Origin of the sequence: Exiguobacterium sp. s133, assembly GCF_018618595.1 — a bacterium.
In the GTDB taxonomy this organism is placed as follows: domain Bacteria; phylum Bacillota; class Bacilli; order Exiguobacteriales; family Exiguobacteriaceae; genus Exiguobacterium_A; species Exiguobacterium_A oxidotolerans.
This window is the reverse complement of record NZ_JACSMK010000005.1, coordinates 148224-163321: the sequence shown is the minus strand read 5'-3', so window position 1 is coordinate 163321 and position 15098 is coordinate 148224. Positions and strand designations below refer to the sequence as shown.

Here is a 15098-nt window from a genome sequence, read left to right as displayed (position 1 = left end):
CTTACAATCTAATTGTAAGATGGTAAAAATACCGGTCATTATAGGAGGATATAGGATGGATACTACAGTTCGAGCACGACTTATCGCGATTGCTGCGAAAAAACAGAAAGCGGCAATTGTCTATCAAGGCATTCAGGTCATTGATGTGATGACACGTGAGACCTATCAAGCGGATGTCGCAATCGATTCAGGCTACATCGCCGCCGTTGGGGACGGCTATGAAGGTGAAGAGAACATTGATGGAACGGATCAATATATCGCACCGAGTTTCATCGATGGACACGTCCATATCGAATCTTCGATGGTGACACCGAGTGAATATGAACAGGCCATCTTACCGCTCGGAGTGACGACGGTAATCGCCGATCCACACGAAATTGCTAACGTCAAGGGAGCGGACGGTCTACAGTTCATGTTAGATGACGCGGAACAGCTTCGTCTTGATGTACGGATGATGTTACCGAGCTGTGTTCCGGCGACGTCGTTCGAACACGCAGGGGCGTCGTTAAAGGCAGCCGACTTAGTACCGTTCGTCAATCATCCGGGTGTCCATGGCTTGGGAGAAGTAATGGATTACCCGGCGGTCGAACGTGCCGATGCGGACATGCTACAGAAAATCGAGCAGATTGAAGCAGCAGGAAAGCTCGTTGATGGTCATGCAGCAGGTCTTGGTGCACGTGAAGTCAATATCTACGGGGTTGCCGGCATCCGGACGGATCATGAAGCGGTTACGAAAGAAGAAGCGCTCATACGTGCACGCAGAGGTTTGTATGTCGAAGTCCGTGAAGGATCGGCAGCCCGGAATTTAAAAGAAGTACTTGATGCCGTAACGGAAAGCAATGCGAGTCGCTTCTTATTCTGTACAGACGATAAACATTTGGATGATACATTACGTGAGGGAACGATCGACTACAACGTGCGCTATGCGATCGAGCATGGGATTAAACGGGAAACGGCATATGCGATGGCATCACTCCATGCAGCAAATGCCTATGCATTACAAGATCGCGGGGCAATCGTCCCAGGACGCCGGGCGGATTACGTTCTTTTGACGGATCCTGATCGTGTAGTGATTCGTGAAGTGTTCGTAAAAGGCGAACCGGTCGCTCGGGATGGTAAAACAATCATTACGTCTCCAAAAGTAACGGTCCCACCTAATTTGCGCGGTGAATTAAAAACGAAAGAAATCACGGACACAGTGTTTGAACTGCCACTCGCGCACCCGAAAGCAAATGTTATCGGAGTTATTCCGAAAAGCATTGTTACGAACCATCTCGTGTTGGATGTGCCCGTCGTCGATGGAATGTTTGTGCAGGATACAGCGCAAGATTTATTAAAGATTGCTGTCATCGAACGCCATAACGGAACAGACTTCTCAGCAGTTGGCATTGTCCAAGGATTCGGTATGAAACGTGGAGCGATTGCCGCGACGGTCGCCCATGATTCACATAACCTCGTCATCGTCGGTACTTCAGATGCGGAGATGAAGCTTGCAGCAGAGCGTCTCGTTAAAGCGGGGGGAGGCGTCATCGCGGTCAAAGGTGAGGACGTCTTGGCAGAACTGCCACTTGAGATCGCCGGTTTGATGACGAGTCGTCCGTTCGAGGAAGTCGGAGCTACGTTAGAAAAGTTAAACGATGCACTGGATGTACTAGAAGCGGATCGTTCATTCAATCCGTATTTGACGATGTCGTTCCTTTGCTTACCCGTCATTCCGAACTTGAAATTGACGGACAGCGGACTGTTTGACGTCAAAACCTTCCAACATATTAAGACGCAGGCCCCAAAATAAAGAAACACGAATTAAAAAAGGTGAACACTCACTACGACTAGTGTTCACCTGCTTTATTGATTTCCTTCCCGCCTCAAATCCCATCATTCCTTTACATTTGTTATTGAAACTTAATATTTTTCAAGTTGAATCATTATCTGATCCTTGTTATAGTTGTTTTTATATCATCTGTGAAAAACATCACTTTTAGTGAAACTTTTTAACCCTTGATTCGTAAAATATAAAAGAAAAAAGAAAGGAAGGATCGTATGGATAAATCGTATTTTGAAGGACATCAAGAACTGATTGCTTGCGTCTATCGCTCGTTTATCGACCAATTTCATGAGTTGCCAGAGCGGCGTCGAACAAAACGTCAACTGCGAAACCTTGCGTTTTCTGTCATCCGTCAAGCAGGTCCGACCTATCAAGAGCGAACGGTGTTGTATGAATTTTTCGCCGAGTTTTTCAGAGCAGTAGAAGAGGGACAACATGAAAAAATTGAATTCTATAAACAAATCGCACAGTAAAGACCCCAGACGGCTCCGGCAGAAGGGGTCTTTGTTGTTTTACAAAATAAAAAAATCCAAAAACCCACCGGAATGGATTTTTGGATTTCATATGTTACTTACTTAACTTCCATCCATTTAAAGCTCATGTCAGCACCAAATGGGTGGCGGTATAATTTGTCGATATTAGCCCGTTGCAAGTAAGCTTCACCTTTTTGATAGATTGGAGCAATTGCATAATCTTCTGCGAGAAGCATTTTTTCAGCTTCTTGAAGATCAGACCAACGTTTTGCTTCATCTGTTTCTTTTTTCGCATCTTTAACAAGTTGATCAAACTCTTTATTCGAGTAGTTCATCCGGTTAAAGCTTCCGTCCGTTAACCACATGTCGAGGAACGTCATTGGATCCTGGTAGTCAGGGCCCCAGCCGGCAGCGGAGATGTCATAGTCACCTTTTGACTCAAGATCAAGGAAGTTTTTGAACGGTTGTTGCTTGATTTTGACCGTCAAGCCAGGCAAGTTCTTCTCGAGATCACCTTTTAAGAATTCAGATACCTTTTTGAAGGCATCCTCATCTCGTGAAAGCATATCGAGTTCAACTGTTTTAACACCTAACTCTTTTAGACCGGCCTCCCAGGCTTTTTTCGCCTCTGCAGCGTCAAAGCTTTGAAGGTCTGGGTATTTCGCACGGAAGTCTTCGCCGTCCGGTGTGAACGTGAAATCTTTTGCGACGATGAAGTTCGCAGGTTCTGATCCATCGTTCAGGATGACATCTGTGATGCCTTGCTTCTCGAAACCAAGTGCAAGGGCTTTGCGGATGTTCTCATTTTGAAGTGCTTTATTTTTCTGGTTGAAGCGTAAGAAATTGATCCGTGCGTCTGGACGTGTTTTGTAGTCTTCTGACTGTTCGTATTGTGAAACGAATTCAGAAGTGATCGGTGCGAAATCAACTTCTTTTGACTCGAATAAGTTGACGCCGGTCGAGATTTCTTTTACGACCTTCACATCGATTTTATCCATTTTGACGTTTGCTTTGTCCCAGTAATCTGGATTCTTTTTGTATGTCCATCCGGCGTTCGATTGCCAATCTGACAAGATAAAAGGTCCATTGAAGTTCATCGATTCAACATTCATCGCGAATTTGTCGCCTTTTTCTTCGACGAATGATTGCTTAAGTGGTAAGTACGTAGGGAAACTCGTCAAACCAAGGAAATACGGTGCAGGTGCTTCGAGCTGAACTTCGAGTGTTTGTTCGTCGATTTTTTTGACGCCGAGTTCGTCGAGTTCTGCTTCACCCGCCATGATTTTATTGGCGTTCTTTAAATCCTGTAAGATGTACGCATATTCAGCACCTGTTTTCGGATCAAGTGCACGTTTCCATGAGTAAATGAAATCATCCGCTGTGACCGATGAACCATCCGACCATTTTGCGTCTTTGCGTAGTTTGAAGGTATATGTTTGTTTATCATCGGATACTTCAACACTTTCAGCCATCCCAGGCGTTGGTTTATTTTCACCATCCAGACGATAAAGGCCTTCGAATACGTTGTTTGTCACGATGATTGATGTCGAGTCCGTCGTTTTCGTTGGATCGAGTTGTGGGACATCCGTTGTAGAGATAAATGTCACTTCTTGTTTTTTGTTACCATCTGATGACGAGCTACCGTTCGATTCATTATCCTGACCACAAGCTGCTACTGCGAGTAGCGCCATGCTCGATAAGCCAGCAAAGGCGATTTTAGTCTGTTTCTTCATGTGAAAAATGACCCCCCGATTAATTTAAAATAATTTCAGAAAAGTTTGAACATAATGTAAATTTAAGTGAAAATGGATGAAAATGCAACATAAATTTTCTGATAATTCTCACTGATCAAGGTCTATTTGCCCAATTCCGAGCGATTTCAAGTAGTCATAAAGTATGAAAATCGTGACACGGTGAGGCGAGTACATCCGCAATGTCAATTGCTGTGGCGTGCCGCGTAAACGAATATTCGTAATCCGGACCCCTTGTTGTTCGAGCGCTTTTTTAACCGTTTCTGCATCGAGTGTTTCCGGTAAAGTCAAATGAGCGACGATGACGTTTGCTTCAAACCGGCTGTTGTTGAATCGTTTCATGATCCAGGTGATACTTTCGAGCGAAACGAATAGAAAAAGTACGAGAAAGCTTGACTCAATAATGAATCCTGCACCGACGGCAATCCCGATGCCGCTCGCTGCCCAGATAATTGCTGCTGTCGTCAAACCACTGACGATATCATGTGGACGTCGGAGGATGACGCCGGCTCCGATGAATCCAATTCCGGCGACGATTTGGGCGACGATTCGCATCGGATCCATCTGGACATGAGAAGCAATGTTTTCATAAAAAATAACGGAGTTGATTGAAACGATGGTTAACAGGCAACTGATCAGGGTAATTACGAGGCTAGTACGTATACCAACTGGCTTGTTTTTGACTTCACGTTCGAATCCGATAATGATTCCAAATGTTGCGGCAATCATTAATTTATATAAGTCCTCTAGTTGGAACGAATGCACCCATGCCATCATCATCAAATCCTTTCTTTACATTGAAGTGGGTTTTGTTATAATGAACTTTGTGTCTTCGAATGAATATACGTTTAATATGAATAGATATACAGATTTGGAGGAAGTGTTTACATCATGAATCAACAAAAGATTGGTTTTTTTGCATTAGCAGCAATGGTCATCGGTTCGATGGTTGGAGGGGGAGCCTTTAACCTGCCAGGAGCGATGGCTCAAAAAGCAAGTGCTGGTCCGATTTTAATCGGTTGGAGCATTACAGGGCTCGGTATGATTATGTTGGCATTAGTTTTTCAGCACTTGGCGAATAGTAAGCCGGAGCTTGAAGGTGGTATTTATGCGTATGCACGAGAAGGCTTCGGTCGTTTCGTTGGTTTCAATAGCGCTTGGGGGTACTGGGTATCCGCCTGGATCGGTACCGTTGCGAATATCACGTTAGTCTTTAATGCACTCAGTTATTTCTTCCCGATTTTTTCAGCGGAAAATCGACTATTTTTATTGATGATGAGTGTCGTCGTCGTGTGGGGACTGTTTTGGATTGTCTCGAGTGGGATTAAAGAAGCAACACTCGTTAACTTGATTACGACAATCGCTAAGCTTGTCCCCATCCTAATCTTCATTCTGCTCGTTGGGATTGCGTTTAATGTACGCACGTTCAATCTTAATTTTTGGGGAGAGGGAACGGAGCTTGGATCGATTTTTGAACAAGTGAAGGGAACGATGCTTGTCACGCTTTGGGCATTCGTCGGGATTGAGGGAGCCGTCGTCTTATCGTCACGTGCGAACAAGCGGAGTGATGTCGGTAAGGCGACCGTGACAGGTCTCGTCGGCGTACTCGTCATTTACATCTTGATTTCAGTGTTATCACTCGGTGTCCTGACGCAAGAGCAACTAGCCGGATTAAATGAACCGACAATGGCGTATGTTTTGGAAGCCGCAATCGGACCGGTCGGTGCAACCATCATCATGATTGGATTAATTATCTCGTTGTCTGGTGCTTTGCTCGGTTGGACGATTTTAGCTTCAGAGATTTCCTATCTTGTCGCAAAAGATGGAGCTTTTCCAAAAGTGTTCGCGAAGACGAACCGGAACGGAGCACCCGTCGGCGCATTGCTTATCACACAAATTGCGACACAACTCGTTGCGGCGGTTGCTTTGTTCTCGGCCCAAACGTATCTTGTTTTATCGAGTATTGCCGGGATCTGTGCACTTTTACCGTACTTGTTGTCGGCGATCTATAGCGTTCGTTTCTCTAAGGCGGAACGCAATACGAAGATGTTGATTTTCTCTATTATTGCTTCCTTCTATTCGATTTGGCTCGTGTATGCGTCGGGTATTTGGTACATCGTCATTGCAGCATTGGTTTATGCTCCGGGTATCATTGCCTACTCGTTAGCAGAACGTGAGCAAAAACGTAGTGGCATGTCACGTTACGAGATGATCGCGAGCGGTGTGCTCGTAATTTTAGCGGGGATCGCCATTTATGGTATGATCGCTGGTCAAATCCAGTTGTAATCGTAAAAAAGGGCTGACTATTGAGTCAGCCCTTCCGACTGTAGACAACGTGCTATCGGGAGATCAAGCATCTTTTTTCGTTGCTTTCCTCGGGCGAGGCGCAAGCCGTTGCTCCTTGGATCCTAGCGGACAACGAGCAGGGTCTTGCCTGCCTCTGAACGTGCGTCAAAAACGCATTTTTCCCCATAGGAGTCAACGAAATGTGACGCTTTTTAGATAACACCGTGACGGAAAGCCGGGCATGGAGACGGTTTAGAGCGCGAAAGATTGCCGCTTTGAAGACGAGGCGAGACAGGGAAGCGCGAACGGATTGCATCTCGATACCGCATGTTTGCGCTTCTTAATAATTTGTCTACACGCTGAAGGGCTGACTTTTGAGTCAGCCCTTTTTGTATTGTTAAACAAGCGATATCAGCTAGTTGAGGAATTAAATCGTTTGTCGACCTCGTCGACGGATAAAGGTTTTGCGAAGATGAATCCTTGCATCTGTTGACATGATGTTGTTTTTAGATACGCTTCAGCGCTGGAAGTTTCGACTCCTTCCGCAACTAAATTAAGGTTCAAATTCCGACCTAGTTGAATAATGGAATCTAATAATCCTACATTTCCAACGTCAATCCCATCAATAAAAGTTTTATCGATTTTGAGTTCATCAATTGGAAAAGCACTTAAATATTGAAGTGAAGAATAACCTGTTCCGAAATCATCGATGGACAGGCGGAAACCGAGTGACTTGATCAATTGCATCCGTTCGAGTGTTCGCTGCGTTTGTAGGATAGCGATGTTTTCTGTCATCTCAAGCGTCACTGAGCGAGGCGAGATTATTTTATTTGAAATCAAGTGTTGGAGCGTCCGGATAAAGGAATCGCTTTGGAACTGGTGGGGGGAAATGTTGATGGCCATCGTCAGCTTAGGATCAATCGTCTGTTGCCACTTGGCTAGTTGTTCGCACGCCTCGAGTACGACCCAGTTATTGATGGGTGTGATGAGTGCTACTTCTTCGGCAAGCGGAATGAACTCAGCCGGCGGAATACTTCCGAGTGCTGTATGATTCCAACGCAGCAATGCCTCGAAGCCATTCACACGTCTCGTTTTCAAGTTGATGATTGGCTGATAAGCGAGTGAGAACGCGCCATCTTCCAAAGCTGTAAATAAAGAACGTTCAAGCTGTACTTTTCGTGTAAATTGTTGATCCATTTCATGTGTTAAATATTGAATCGTTCCTGTTCCGACAGCTTTTCCTGAGTATAGTGCCATTTCTGATCGCCGGAATAAATCTTCGAGTGAACTGGCCTCTGACGGATAGAGCGTGATTCCGAACGTACAGGAGATGATTAATGAATGACCATTAATGTAGTAAGGGCGTTGAATGACTTGTTGGAGCTTACGGACGAGTTGGAACAACATATTTCTGTCGGAAGCGGGAATGAGTAGACCGAATAAATCACTCATTGGATGAAAGGTTAAGGTACCTTCTGTCTGCTGTGAGAGACGAATGGCTAATGCTTGTAAAAGTTGATCACCGATGTGCGTTCCGAACGAATCATTGATGACTTTGAAACGATCGATATCAAATAAGATTAAAGCGAGCGGCTGAGTGGGTGAAGCGTGATTGAACATTGTTGCACCTTCTCTTAAAAATCCACGTCGATTGAGTAAGTGCGTCATTTCGTTATGGTGGACTAGAAAATCAAGTTCCTCTTCAAGACGCGTTGTTTCGGTCACATCAGTCCCGATAAATAGGTGTTGGAACCGGACACCGGCCGCATCATAAATCGGAATAAGTGTCGCTTGGAGAAACTTTTTTTCGGACGATGACGTTTCAATCGGTACTTTTCCGGACCAGGCTTTTTTTTGTTTAATTTGCGAGCGGATGGTCATCAATACTTCGTTTTCGGCTGCACTGAGCAACTGCGTCCAAGGGCGCTTGATTAGCTGATTCGGACAAAAACCTGTGAAATCGACCATGTTGGCGTTCGCATAAGCGATAGTGCCCCGTGCATCCAAAACGAGGACACAGGCGATTTGATCAAACGCATAGCGTAAGTCCATCAATCCTTGAAAGAGCGGTTTCGTACCAGAATGTTGAGCGGTTGAAGGAAGACTACAAAAAGAAGCACCTATGACGTATTCATCGCTATCGTCAAACAGTGGTGTGATCAACATTGTCGAGGTCATGCTTGTACCTGTTTTGTGTAAAAAATACGTGTTCGGAAGTTGAATGGCCTGACGACGTTCTAAAAATGATTTCCAAATCTGTTCACTAAAAGCAACGTCTTCCGGATTTAATAACGGAAGTGTTCGACCTAACACTTCATCTGCAGACCATCCCCAATAGTCTTCAGCCGAAGGGTTCCAGATACGAACGGTTAAATCCAGATTTAAGATGAAGGCAGGTAAGGGGAACTTACTCATGACGACTTCATAGGAATCAATGGTCGAACGGTCCATTACATGCACACACTCCTTGTTACGCAAATTGATAGTTCAGTTGTCTTGTCTATTCCCAATATATTCAATCAACATGCAGATAAACCCTCTTAGATGTTTAATTTTTGTATGAAGATTATTTTGAGGAATCTGTTATAATCGATTTGAAAGCGTTTTCTAAAGAGTCAAAGGGGGACTATTTATGAATCAAACAGAAAAAATCATTCAACAGACAGAGCAGTTCGGGGCACATAACTATCATCCACTTCCAATCGTCATTTCAGAAGCGGAAGGCGTCTTCGTCAAAGATCCGGAAGGACGTCAGTATATGGATATGCTCAGTGCTTACTCAGCCGTCAATCAAGGGCATCGTCATCCTAAAATCATCGAAGCTTTAAAACGCCAGGCTGATAAGATTACGTTGACGTCACGTGCGTTCCATAATGATCAGTTAGGTTTCTTCTATGAAAAAGTAGCGAAGTTGACGAATAAAGATATGGTTCTACCAATGAACACCGGTGCAGAAGCCGTCGAAACAGCAGTGAAAGCTGCACGACGTTGGGCGTATGAAGTAAAACGGGTTCCGGGCGACGCTGAGATTATCGTGTGCGAAGGAAACTTCCATGGGCGGACGATGACTGCTGTTTCCATGTCGACGGAAGCAGAATACCAACGTGGTTTTGGACCACTGTTACCTGGAATCAAAACGATTCCCTATGGTGACCTGGAAGCCTTAAAAGGTGCAATCACTGAAAATACGGCAGCTTTCATCGTTGAGCCGATTCAAGGGGAAGCGGGAATCTTGATTCCGTACGAAGGGTTCTTAAAAGACGCCCAAGCTGTCTGTAAAAAGCAGAACGTCCTGCTCGTGGCTGACGAAATCCAATCAGGTCTCGGACGTTCAGGCAAGTGGTTTGCTTCGGATTGGGACGAAGTGACGCCAGACATGTATATTCTCGGAAAAGCATTAGGGGGCGGAGTCTTCCCGATTTCATGTGTCGCGGCAAATCGGGACGTACTGAATGTCTTTAATCCAGGCTCGCATGGCTCAACGTTTGGTGGAAATCCATTAGCATGTGCCGTTTCAGTTGCTTCGCTTGAAGTACTTGAAGATGAGAAGTTACCTGAGCGGTCGCTCGAACTCGGAACGTATTTCATGGAGAAACTAAAACAAATTAAAAATCCAATCATTAAAGAAGTCCGCGGACGCGGTCTTTTCATCGGGGTTGAGTTGACAGAAGCGGCTCGTCCATATTGTGAAGCATTAAAAGAAAAAGGTTTGCTCTGTAAAGAAACGCATGAGACGGTCATTCGTTTTGCACCGCCACTCGTCATCACGAAAGAAGAGCTCGACTGGGCCTTTGAACGAATCGAACAAGTATTAGGCGCTTCAGTAACGCAATAATGGAGGGATCAAGACTTCCCAGTCGATAATGACGGGAAGTCTTTTTCTTTTTTATGTTTGATTCTTTTAGAGGTGGGAAAATACTATTATTCGCATAAAAAATAGGGGGTAATGAATATGTCAGATAACAGTGGTTTGAATAAAAAGCTCGATGGTGCAGTCGATAAAGCAGCAGGTAAAGCAAAAGAGGCACTTGGTAAAGCAACAGGGGATAAATCAACAGAACGTGATGGGAAGAAAGATCAACTAAAAGGCGGCGCGAAAAAGACAGTCGGAAATGTCCAGCAAGATCTTGAGGATACGAATCGTCATTAATGCATGGCTGAAAGTACCCGAACGTTCGGGTACTTTTTTTATGAATAAATTTGTATAAAGGTCTAGTCATTTAGATGTTTATATGAAATAATAACAGTTGTAAAAGCGTTTTCATTGTTCTATCACAAATCATTATTTACTTAAGAAAGGATGAAGTGTATGTTGCAATTTCTTCAACGGATTGGTAAAGCCTTAATGTTACCAATCGCCGTATTACCAGCCGCAGGGATTGTCTTACGACTCGGATCGGCAGACATGCTGGATATCCCATTGATGGTTGCAGCGGGAGGGGCAATTTTTGATAACCTGCCGCTCATCTTCGCTATTGGTGTCGCAATCGGACTTTCGATTGATGCCAGCGGGGCAGCCGGATTAGCTGGGGCAGTTGGTTATCTCGTTTTAAAAAATGGTGTTGATTCAATGAACAAAGATTATTCCAACGCCCAAATTCAAGCGAAGTATGATGCGATAGCGGCCATTGTCAATGACTCTTCGACGAAAGCTGACGGTGCGACCTTGAGTGCGATTGCGAATCAGGCGAGTCTCGGTTCGATGGTCAATATGGCTGTATTTGGCGGAATCATTGCCGGAATTACAGCTGGGTTGCTTTACAATCGTTTTTATAACATTAAACTTCCAGATTGGTTAGCATTCTTTGGTGGGAGACGGTTCGTTCCGATCATCACCTCTGCTGTCATGCTCGTTTTAGCTTTTATCTTTGGTTACTTATGGCCGTTCATCGAAGATGGGATCAATGGTGCAGGAGAATGGATGGTCAGCCTCGGAGCAGGCGGTGCCGCACTGTTTGGATTCTTCAACCGTCTCTTGATTCCTGTCGGTCTTCATCATGTCTTAAACAATATTTTTTGGTTCGTCTTCGGGTCGTATGAAAAAGCAGACGGGACGATCGTCAATGGAGACATTGCCCGTTTCTTTGCCGGAGATCCGACAGCGGGTATTTATCAGGCTGGTTTCTTCCCGATTATGATGTTTGCGCTACCGGCAGCTGCTGCTGCAATGGTGATGGCAGCACGAAAAGAAAATCGAAAAGCTGTTGCCGGAGCGATGATCGGTTTAGGATTGACTTCTTTCCTAACGGGGATTACAGAGCCGATTGAATTTTCATTCATGTTCCTTTCACCCGTCTTGTATGTCATGCATGCTGTTTTGACAGGTCTTTCGATGGCCGTCGTCAATTTAATCGGAGTATTGCATGGTTTCTCATTCTCGGCCGGTTTTATCGACTATGCCTTGAATTTTGGAATCGCTACAAAACCGTTGTTGCTGATTCCGGTTGGTCTCGCGTTCGCGGTCATCTATTACTTCCTGTTCTACTTCATGATTACGAAGTTTGATTTAAAAACACCAGGTCGTGAAGATGAATCGCTCGTAACAGACACGGGTATCGTAACAGGTGTTTCAGATGATAAGTATGAGCAACAAGCAGCAAAAATCTTTGCAGGTCTACAAGGTACGGAAAATGTGACGGCGATTGATAATTGTGCAACACGTTTACGTTTACAAGTCAAAGATACAAGTGTAATTGATGAAGCAGCGATTAAAGCCGCTGGTGCAAAAGGTGTCATGAAGATGGGGGCGACAAACGTCCAAATCATCATCGGGACAGATGTTGAATTCGTCGCGGATGCCATGAAAAGTCAAAAATAAGTAAACAAAAGACCATCGCTCATGAGCGATGGTCTTTTGTTTTGAAGGGAGATACACTTTTAAGAAAAGTCACGTTGATTGTGCGACGCAGTGACTGTTTTTTGTTTTGGGGCGTGGGCATAAATCGGATAAAAAATACCGACTAAAATGATGATGATACCAATCCATTGCGAGCCCATTAAATGTTCGCCTAAAATGAGCACAGAACAGATAACTGCTGTTGGGAGCTCGGCAGCCCCGAGCAATGAGACGCTGGCAGGACTGAGATGTGGTGCACCTGCAGCAAATAAAAGTGGTGGTAAAATCAAAGCGAATAAGCCGAGTGGAAGGGCATAAAGCAACATTCCATTCTCAAAATTTGTTTCGCTCAAGAAAGTAGTAGGTGGATACATAATCATGACGAAAAGTAACCCACCTGTCATCATATAAAAGCTCTTTTTGATGACCGGAAGATGATTTGCGACACGTCCGCTCGCGAGTAAAAAGATGGAGAAGCTGACCGCTGCTCCTAATCCGAACAACGTTCCGCGGAAGTCAAGCGAACTCGTGTAAGCAGCACTTGCCAAAATGGCTCCGCCAATCAAGAGGATTGCTGACAAGAAGTGTGCCCGTGAAGGTAAGCGTTTCGAAATGATTGAATCGATAACAACACCAATCCACGTAAATTGGAACAATAAGATGATTGCGACGGAAGCAGATATTGTCTGCAGGCTCTGATAGTAAAGGTAACCTGTCGTCCCACTGGAGATGCCGATAATGACCAGTTTCATAGCGGTCGTAGGTGCGAGACGTAGATTTTTTGTAAATAGCGCAAGGATGAAAATCATGAGCCATCCGAAGAGAAACTGACTTCCTGAAACTGTAGCAGAGTCGAAGCCGGCAGCATATGCTAGTTTGACAATCGTTGAAAGGACACCGTAACTGATAGCGCCGATTAAAACGAAAAGTGTTGCTTTTGATCGATTCATTTAGTTGCCTCCATGTTTTAGAACGCACAAAAAAGGTTGCAACAGGGCCTTGTCCAGGTTTTTTGGACAGGGTTTGGTTGCAACCTGTGTGAGTTATTTAATGTTGAGACCTACCTCTTTGTAAAAGGCGGGTTTTAATTCATTGTAGCGAGCAGTTAAACGATTAAAATCGTTTAACGTAGCTGTAGCCTGACGCGTAGTACGATTTAAGTCGGCTGTTGCTTCATCAATCTTAACGAAGTTCGGTTTCTCGGTCAAGTAGGAGAGTAATTTTTCCTCCGCGTTCATTGAAGCGGTATACTGCTTAACGAACGTAGTAAATGCTTGTTCACGCTGTTCGATGACTTCAATCACGCGAGATCCTTCACGTTTCGGTTCGGTTTCGAGTTCTGCGACGTAATCTTTTAATTCTTGCATATCTAACTTGGCGAAAGCCTCTCGGCGCAACGATTGTTCTTGTTCAAGCAAAGAGGATCGTTCTTCGTTTAAAGCCATTAATTCCTCACGTTCATTTTGTGACCGCTTGATTTCCTCAGCTCCTGCATCGAGAACTGCTTGGTACGTGTTAACGGAAATTTCATCTTTTCTACTTCTAGACTCTGCGAGCGTGGTCGCGTCTTGTTCGTACGTTGCGTGCTCCTCGAGTTTGTCATAAAAGTCCATAGAGGAATCTGTTGAACAACCACTTAAAAGTAACGCAGCACAACTCGAGAGAAAAGTGAGAGACAGGTATATTTTTTTCATGAACGAAACTCCTTATAGATTGGATTGCTGAACAAAATTAAACGGAATATGGAAGTCTTCATCATAAATCGAAAACTGATAGCCTTTTTTCTTTAAACCGGCAACGATTGCTGGAAGTGCGCGTAACGTTTGTGGTTGTTCATGTAATAAAATAATTTCGAAGGGATCTTCTGCCCGGTCGATGACAGTTTTTGCGACTTCTTTTGCACTGTCTTTGTAATACCAATCCATCGAATCAATCGACCAGTCCCAGACACGTAGATTCGCAGACGCCACATCATTCGCAATCGTTTTTGAAATACCGGGAGACGAGCCATACGGAGGACGCGTCAGAAGAGGCGAATGTCCCGTTAACTGATTAATCTTTTTTTGGACGCTCAGCATCTCTTTGACATATTGTTTTTTCTTATAGAGCGTTTCATAGTCATGGGTCTCACTATGCAAACCGATGTAATGTCCTGCTGTTGCGGTATCTTTTACAAACGTCGGCTGGGCGTCGATGTTGCTTCCGATGAAAAAGAAAGTAGCTTTGACTTGTTGTTGCGCCAGTTCATTTAAAATGTCTGTGGTTAAGGCGCTAGGACCATCCTCAAACGTTAAATAGGCGACTTTTTTTGTCACACCATTCCATTGATCGACCCGGGATTTTTCCATGTTAGCAACAGGGACTTGTCCGAGCGTTGTGACCGTTACAGTAGCGAGCTGTTGTTTCGGCTTGATGTATTGATAGGCGATGAATCCACCGACAGAAAGTAAAAGTAAGGTGAATAAAATCGATAGCTTGCGAAGAAATTTGTTCTTAGAATGTCGTTTTCGTGGTCCAAGACCAATCGGATTTCCAGTGTTGTATGAATCCATCGCTGTTATAGCTCCTTTGCGGAAAATCGTATAGGTTAACTGTAACATTTTGTCTGTTTCATTTGTAACAAACATGTTACAAAAAGATAACTGAGTAAGATTTTTCAAATTATGACTCAGTAAGTTAGATTAAAACAGATGATATTTGATTTAAATTAAATATGAAAAAGAGGACAAGCAGACCCGTTTGGATCTGTTTGTCCTCTTTGTTATAGCTCACTTATTGTTCAGTGACTGTGCAATCCGTACATTCGGACTGGTAAGATTCGCATTGTTCATCCATCTCTTTTCCACAGGTAGCACAAGTTTTTGCAGGGAGTTGACGATAAAATTCAGCAGATGTCTCTTGGTAAAGTGGCTGTTCCATTTGTATCT

At 44.2% G+C, this 15098-nt stretch carries 13 protein-coding genes; 6 read left to right on the top strand and 7 right to left on the bottom strand.

Annotated features, from left to right (window positions below; all coding sequences use genetic code 11):
• Window positions 1-55: 55 nt before the first annotated feature.
• Window positions 56-1792: an adenine deaminase gene (gene ade, locus KNP96_RS09190; RefSeq protein ID WP_088836315.1), complete on the top strand. Its 1737-nt coding sequence runs from the start codon at window positions 56-58 to the stop codon at window positions 1790-1792.
• 248 nt (window positions 1793-2040) lie between these two features.
• On the top strand, window positions 2041-2298 hold the full coding sequence (locus KNP96_RS09185; protein ID WP_088836316.1) for a hypothetical protein: 258 nt from the start codon (window positions 2041-2043) through the stop codon (window positions 2296-2298).
• A 98-nt stretch (window positions 2299-2396) separates the two neighbouring features.
• Here KNP96_RS09185 and KNP96_RS09180 read toward each other — a convergent pair whose 3' ends face one another.
• Together KNP96_RS09180 and KNP96_RS09175 are read right to left on the bottom strand one after the other, a co-directional pair.
• Window positions 2397-4031, bottom strand: coding sequence for a peptide ABC transporter substrate-binding protein (locus KNP96_RS09180; RefSeq protein ID WP_214766725.1), 1635 nt, complete (start codon window positions 4029-4031; stop codon window positions 2397-2399).
• Window positions 4032-4139: 108 nt separating this feature from the next.
• Entirely contained in the window at window positions 4140-4823 is a 684-nt protein-coding gene (locus KNP96_RS09175; RefSeq protein ID WP_088838422.1) for an MgtC/SapB family protein, read from the bottom strand.
• 114 nt (window positions 4824-4937) lie between these two features.
• Between KNP96_RS09175 and KNP96_RS09170 the strand changes: the two genes are divergently transcribed.
• Entirely contained in the window at window positions 4938-6335 is a 1398-nt protein-coding gene (locus KNP96_RS09170; protein ID WP_204251430.1) for a basic amino acid/polyamine antiporter, read from the top strand.
• Window positions 6336-6746: 411 nt separating this feature from the next.
• Here KNP96_RS09170 and KNP96_RS09165 read toward each other — a convergent pair whose 3' ends face one another.
• Entirely contained in the window at window positions 6747-8786 is a 2040-nt protein-coding gene (locus tag KNP96_RS09165) for a sensor domain-containing protein (RefSeq protein ID WP_214766723.1), read from the bottom strand.
• A gap of 181 nt (window positions 8787-8967) precedes the next feature.
• Here KNP96_RS09165 and KNP96_RS09160 point away from each other — a divergent pair, with 181 nt between their 5' ends.
• The 3 genes from KNP96_RS09160 (at window position 8968) to nagE (ending at window position 12153) form a co-directional block, all read left to right on the top strand.
• Window positions 8968-10170 carry an ornithine--oxo-acid transaminase gene (locus KNP96_RS09160; protein WP_214766721.1) on the top strand — a complete coding sequence of 401 codons (1203 nt, stop codon included), beginning with the start codon at window positions 8968-8970 and terminating at the stop codon, window positions 10168-10170.
• Window positions 10171-10287: 117 nt separating this feature from the next.
• Window positions 10288-10485 carry a CsbD family protein gene (locus KNP96_RS09155; protein WP_088836321.1) on the top strand — a complete coding sequence of 66 codons (198 nt, stop codon included), beginning with the start codon at window positions 10288-10290 and terminating at the stop codon, window positions 10483-10485.
• Window positions 10486-10644: 159 nt separating this feature from the next.
• Window positions 10645-12153 (top strand): N-acetylglucosamine-specific PTS transporter subunit IIBC, encoded by a 1509-nt coding sequence (gene nagE / locus KNP96_RS09150; protein ID WP_214770076.1) that lies wholly within the window; start codon window positions 10645-10647, stop codon window positions 12151-12153.
• Window positions 12154-12212: 59 nt separating this feature from the next.
• Here nagE and KNP96_RS09145 read toward each other — a convergent pair whose 3' ends face one another.
• The 4 genes from KNP96_RS09145 to yhfH form a co-directional block, all read right to left on the bottom strand.
• Window positions 12213-13121, bottom strand: a complete 909-nt coding sequence (locus tag KNP96_RS09145) for an EamA family transporter (RefSeq protein WP_029332642.1) — start codon at window positions 13119-13121, stop codon at window positions 12213-12215.
• 93 nt (window positions 13122-13214) lie between these two features.
• Entirely contained in the window at window positions 13215-13865 is a 651-nt protein-coding gene (locus tag KNP96_RS09140; protein WP_214770073.1) for a YkyA family protein, read from the bottom strand.
• A gap of 12 nt (window positions 13866-13877) precedes the next feature.
• Window positions 13878-14723, bottom strand: a complete 846-nt coding sequence (locus tag KNP96_RS09135) for a polysaccharide deacetylase family protein (protein ID WP_088836324.1) — start codon at window positions 14721-14723, stop codon at window positions 13878-13880.
• 220 nt (window positions 14724-14943) lie between these two features.
• On the bottom strand, window positions 14944-15090 hold the full coding sequence (yhfH, locus tag KNP96_RS09130) for a protein YhfH (protein ID WP_084157661.1): 147 nt from the start codon (window positions 15088-15090) through the stop codon (window positions 14944-14946).
• Window positions 15091-15098: the final 8 nt, after the last annotated feature.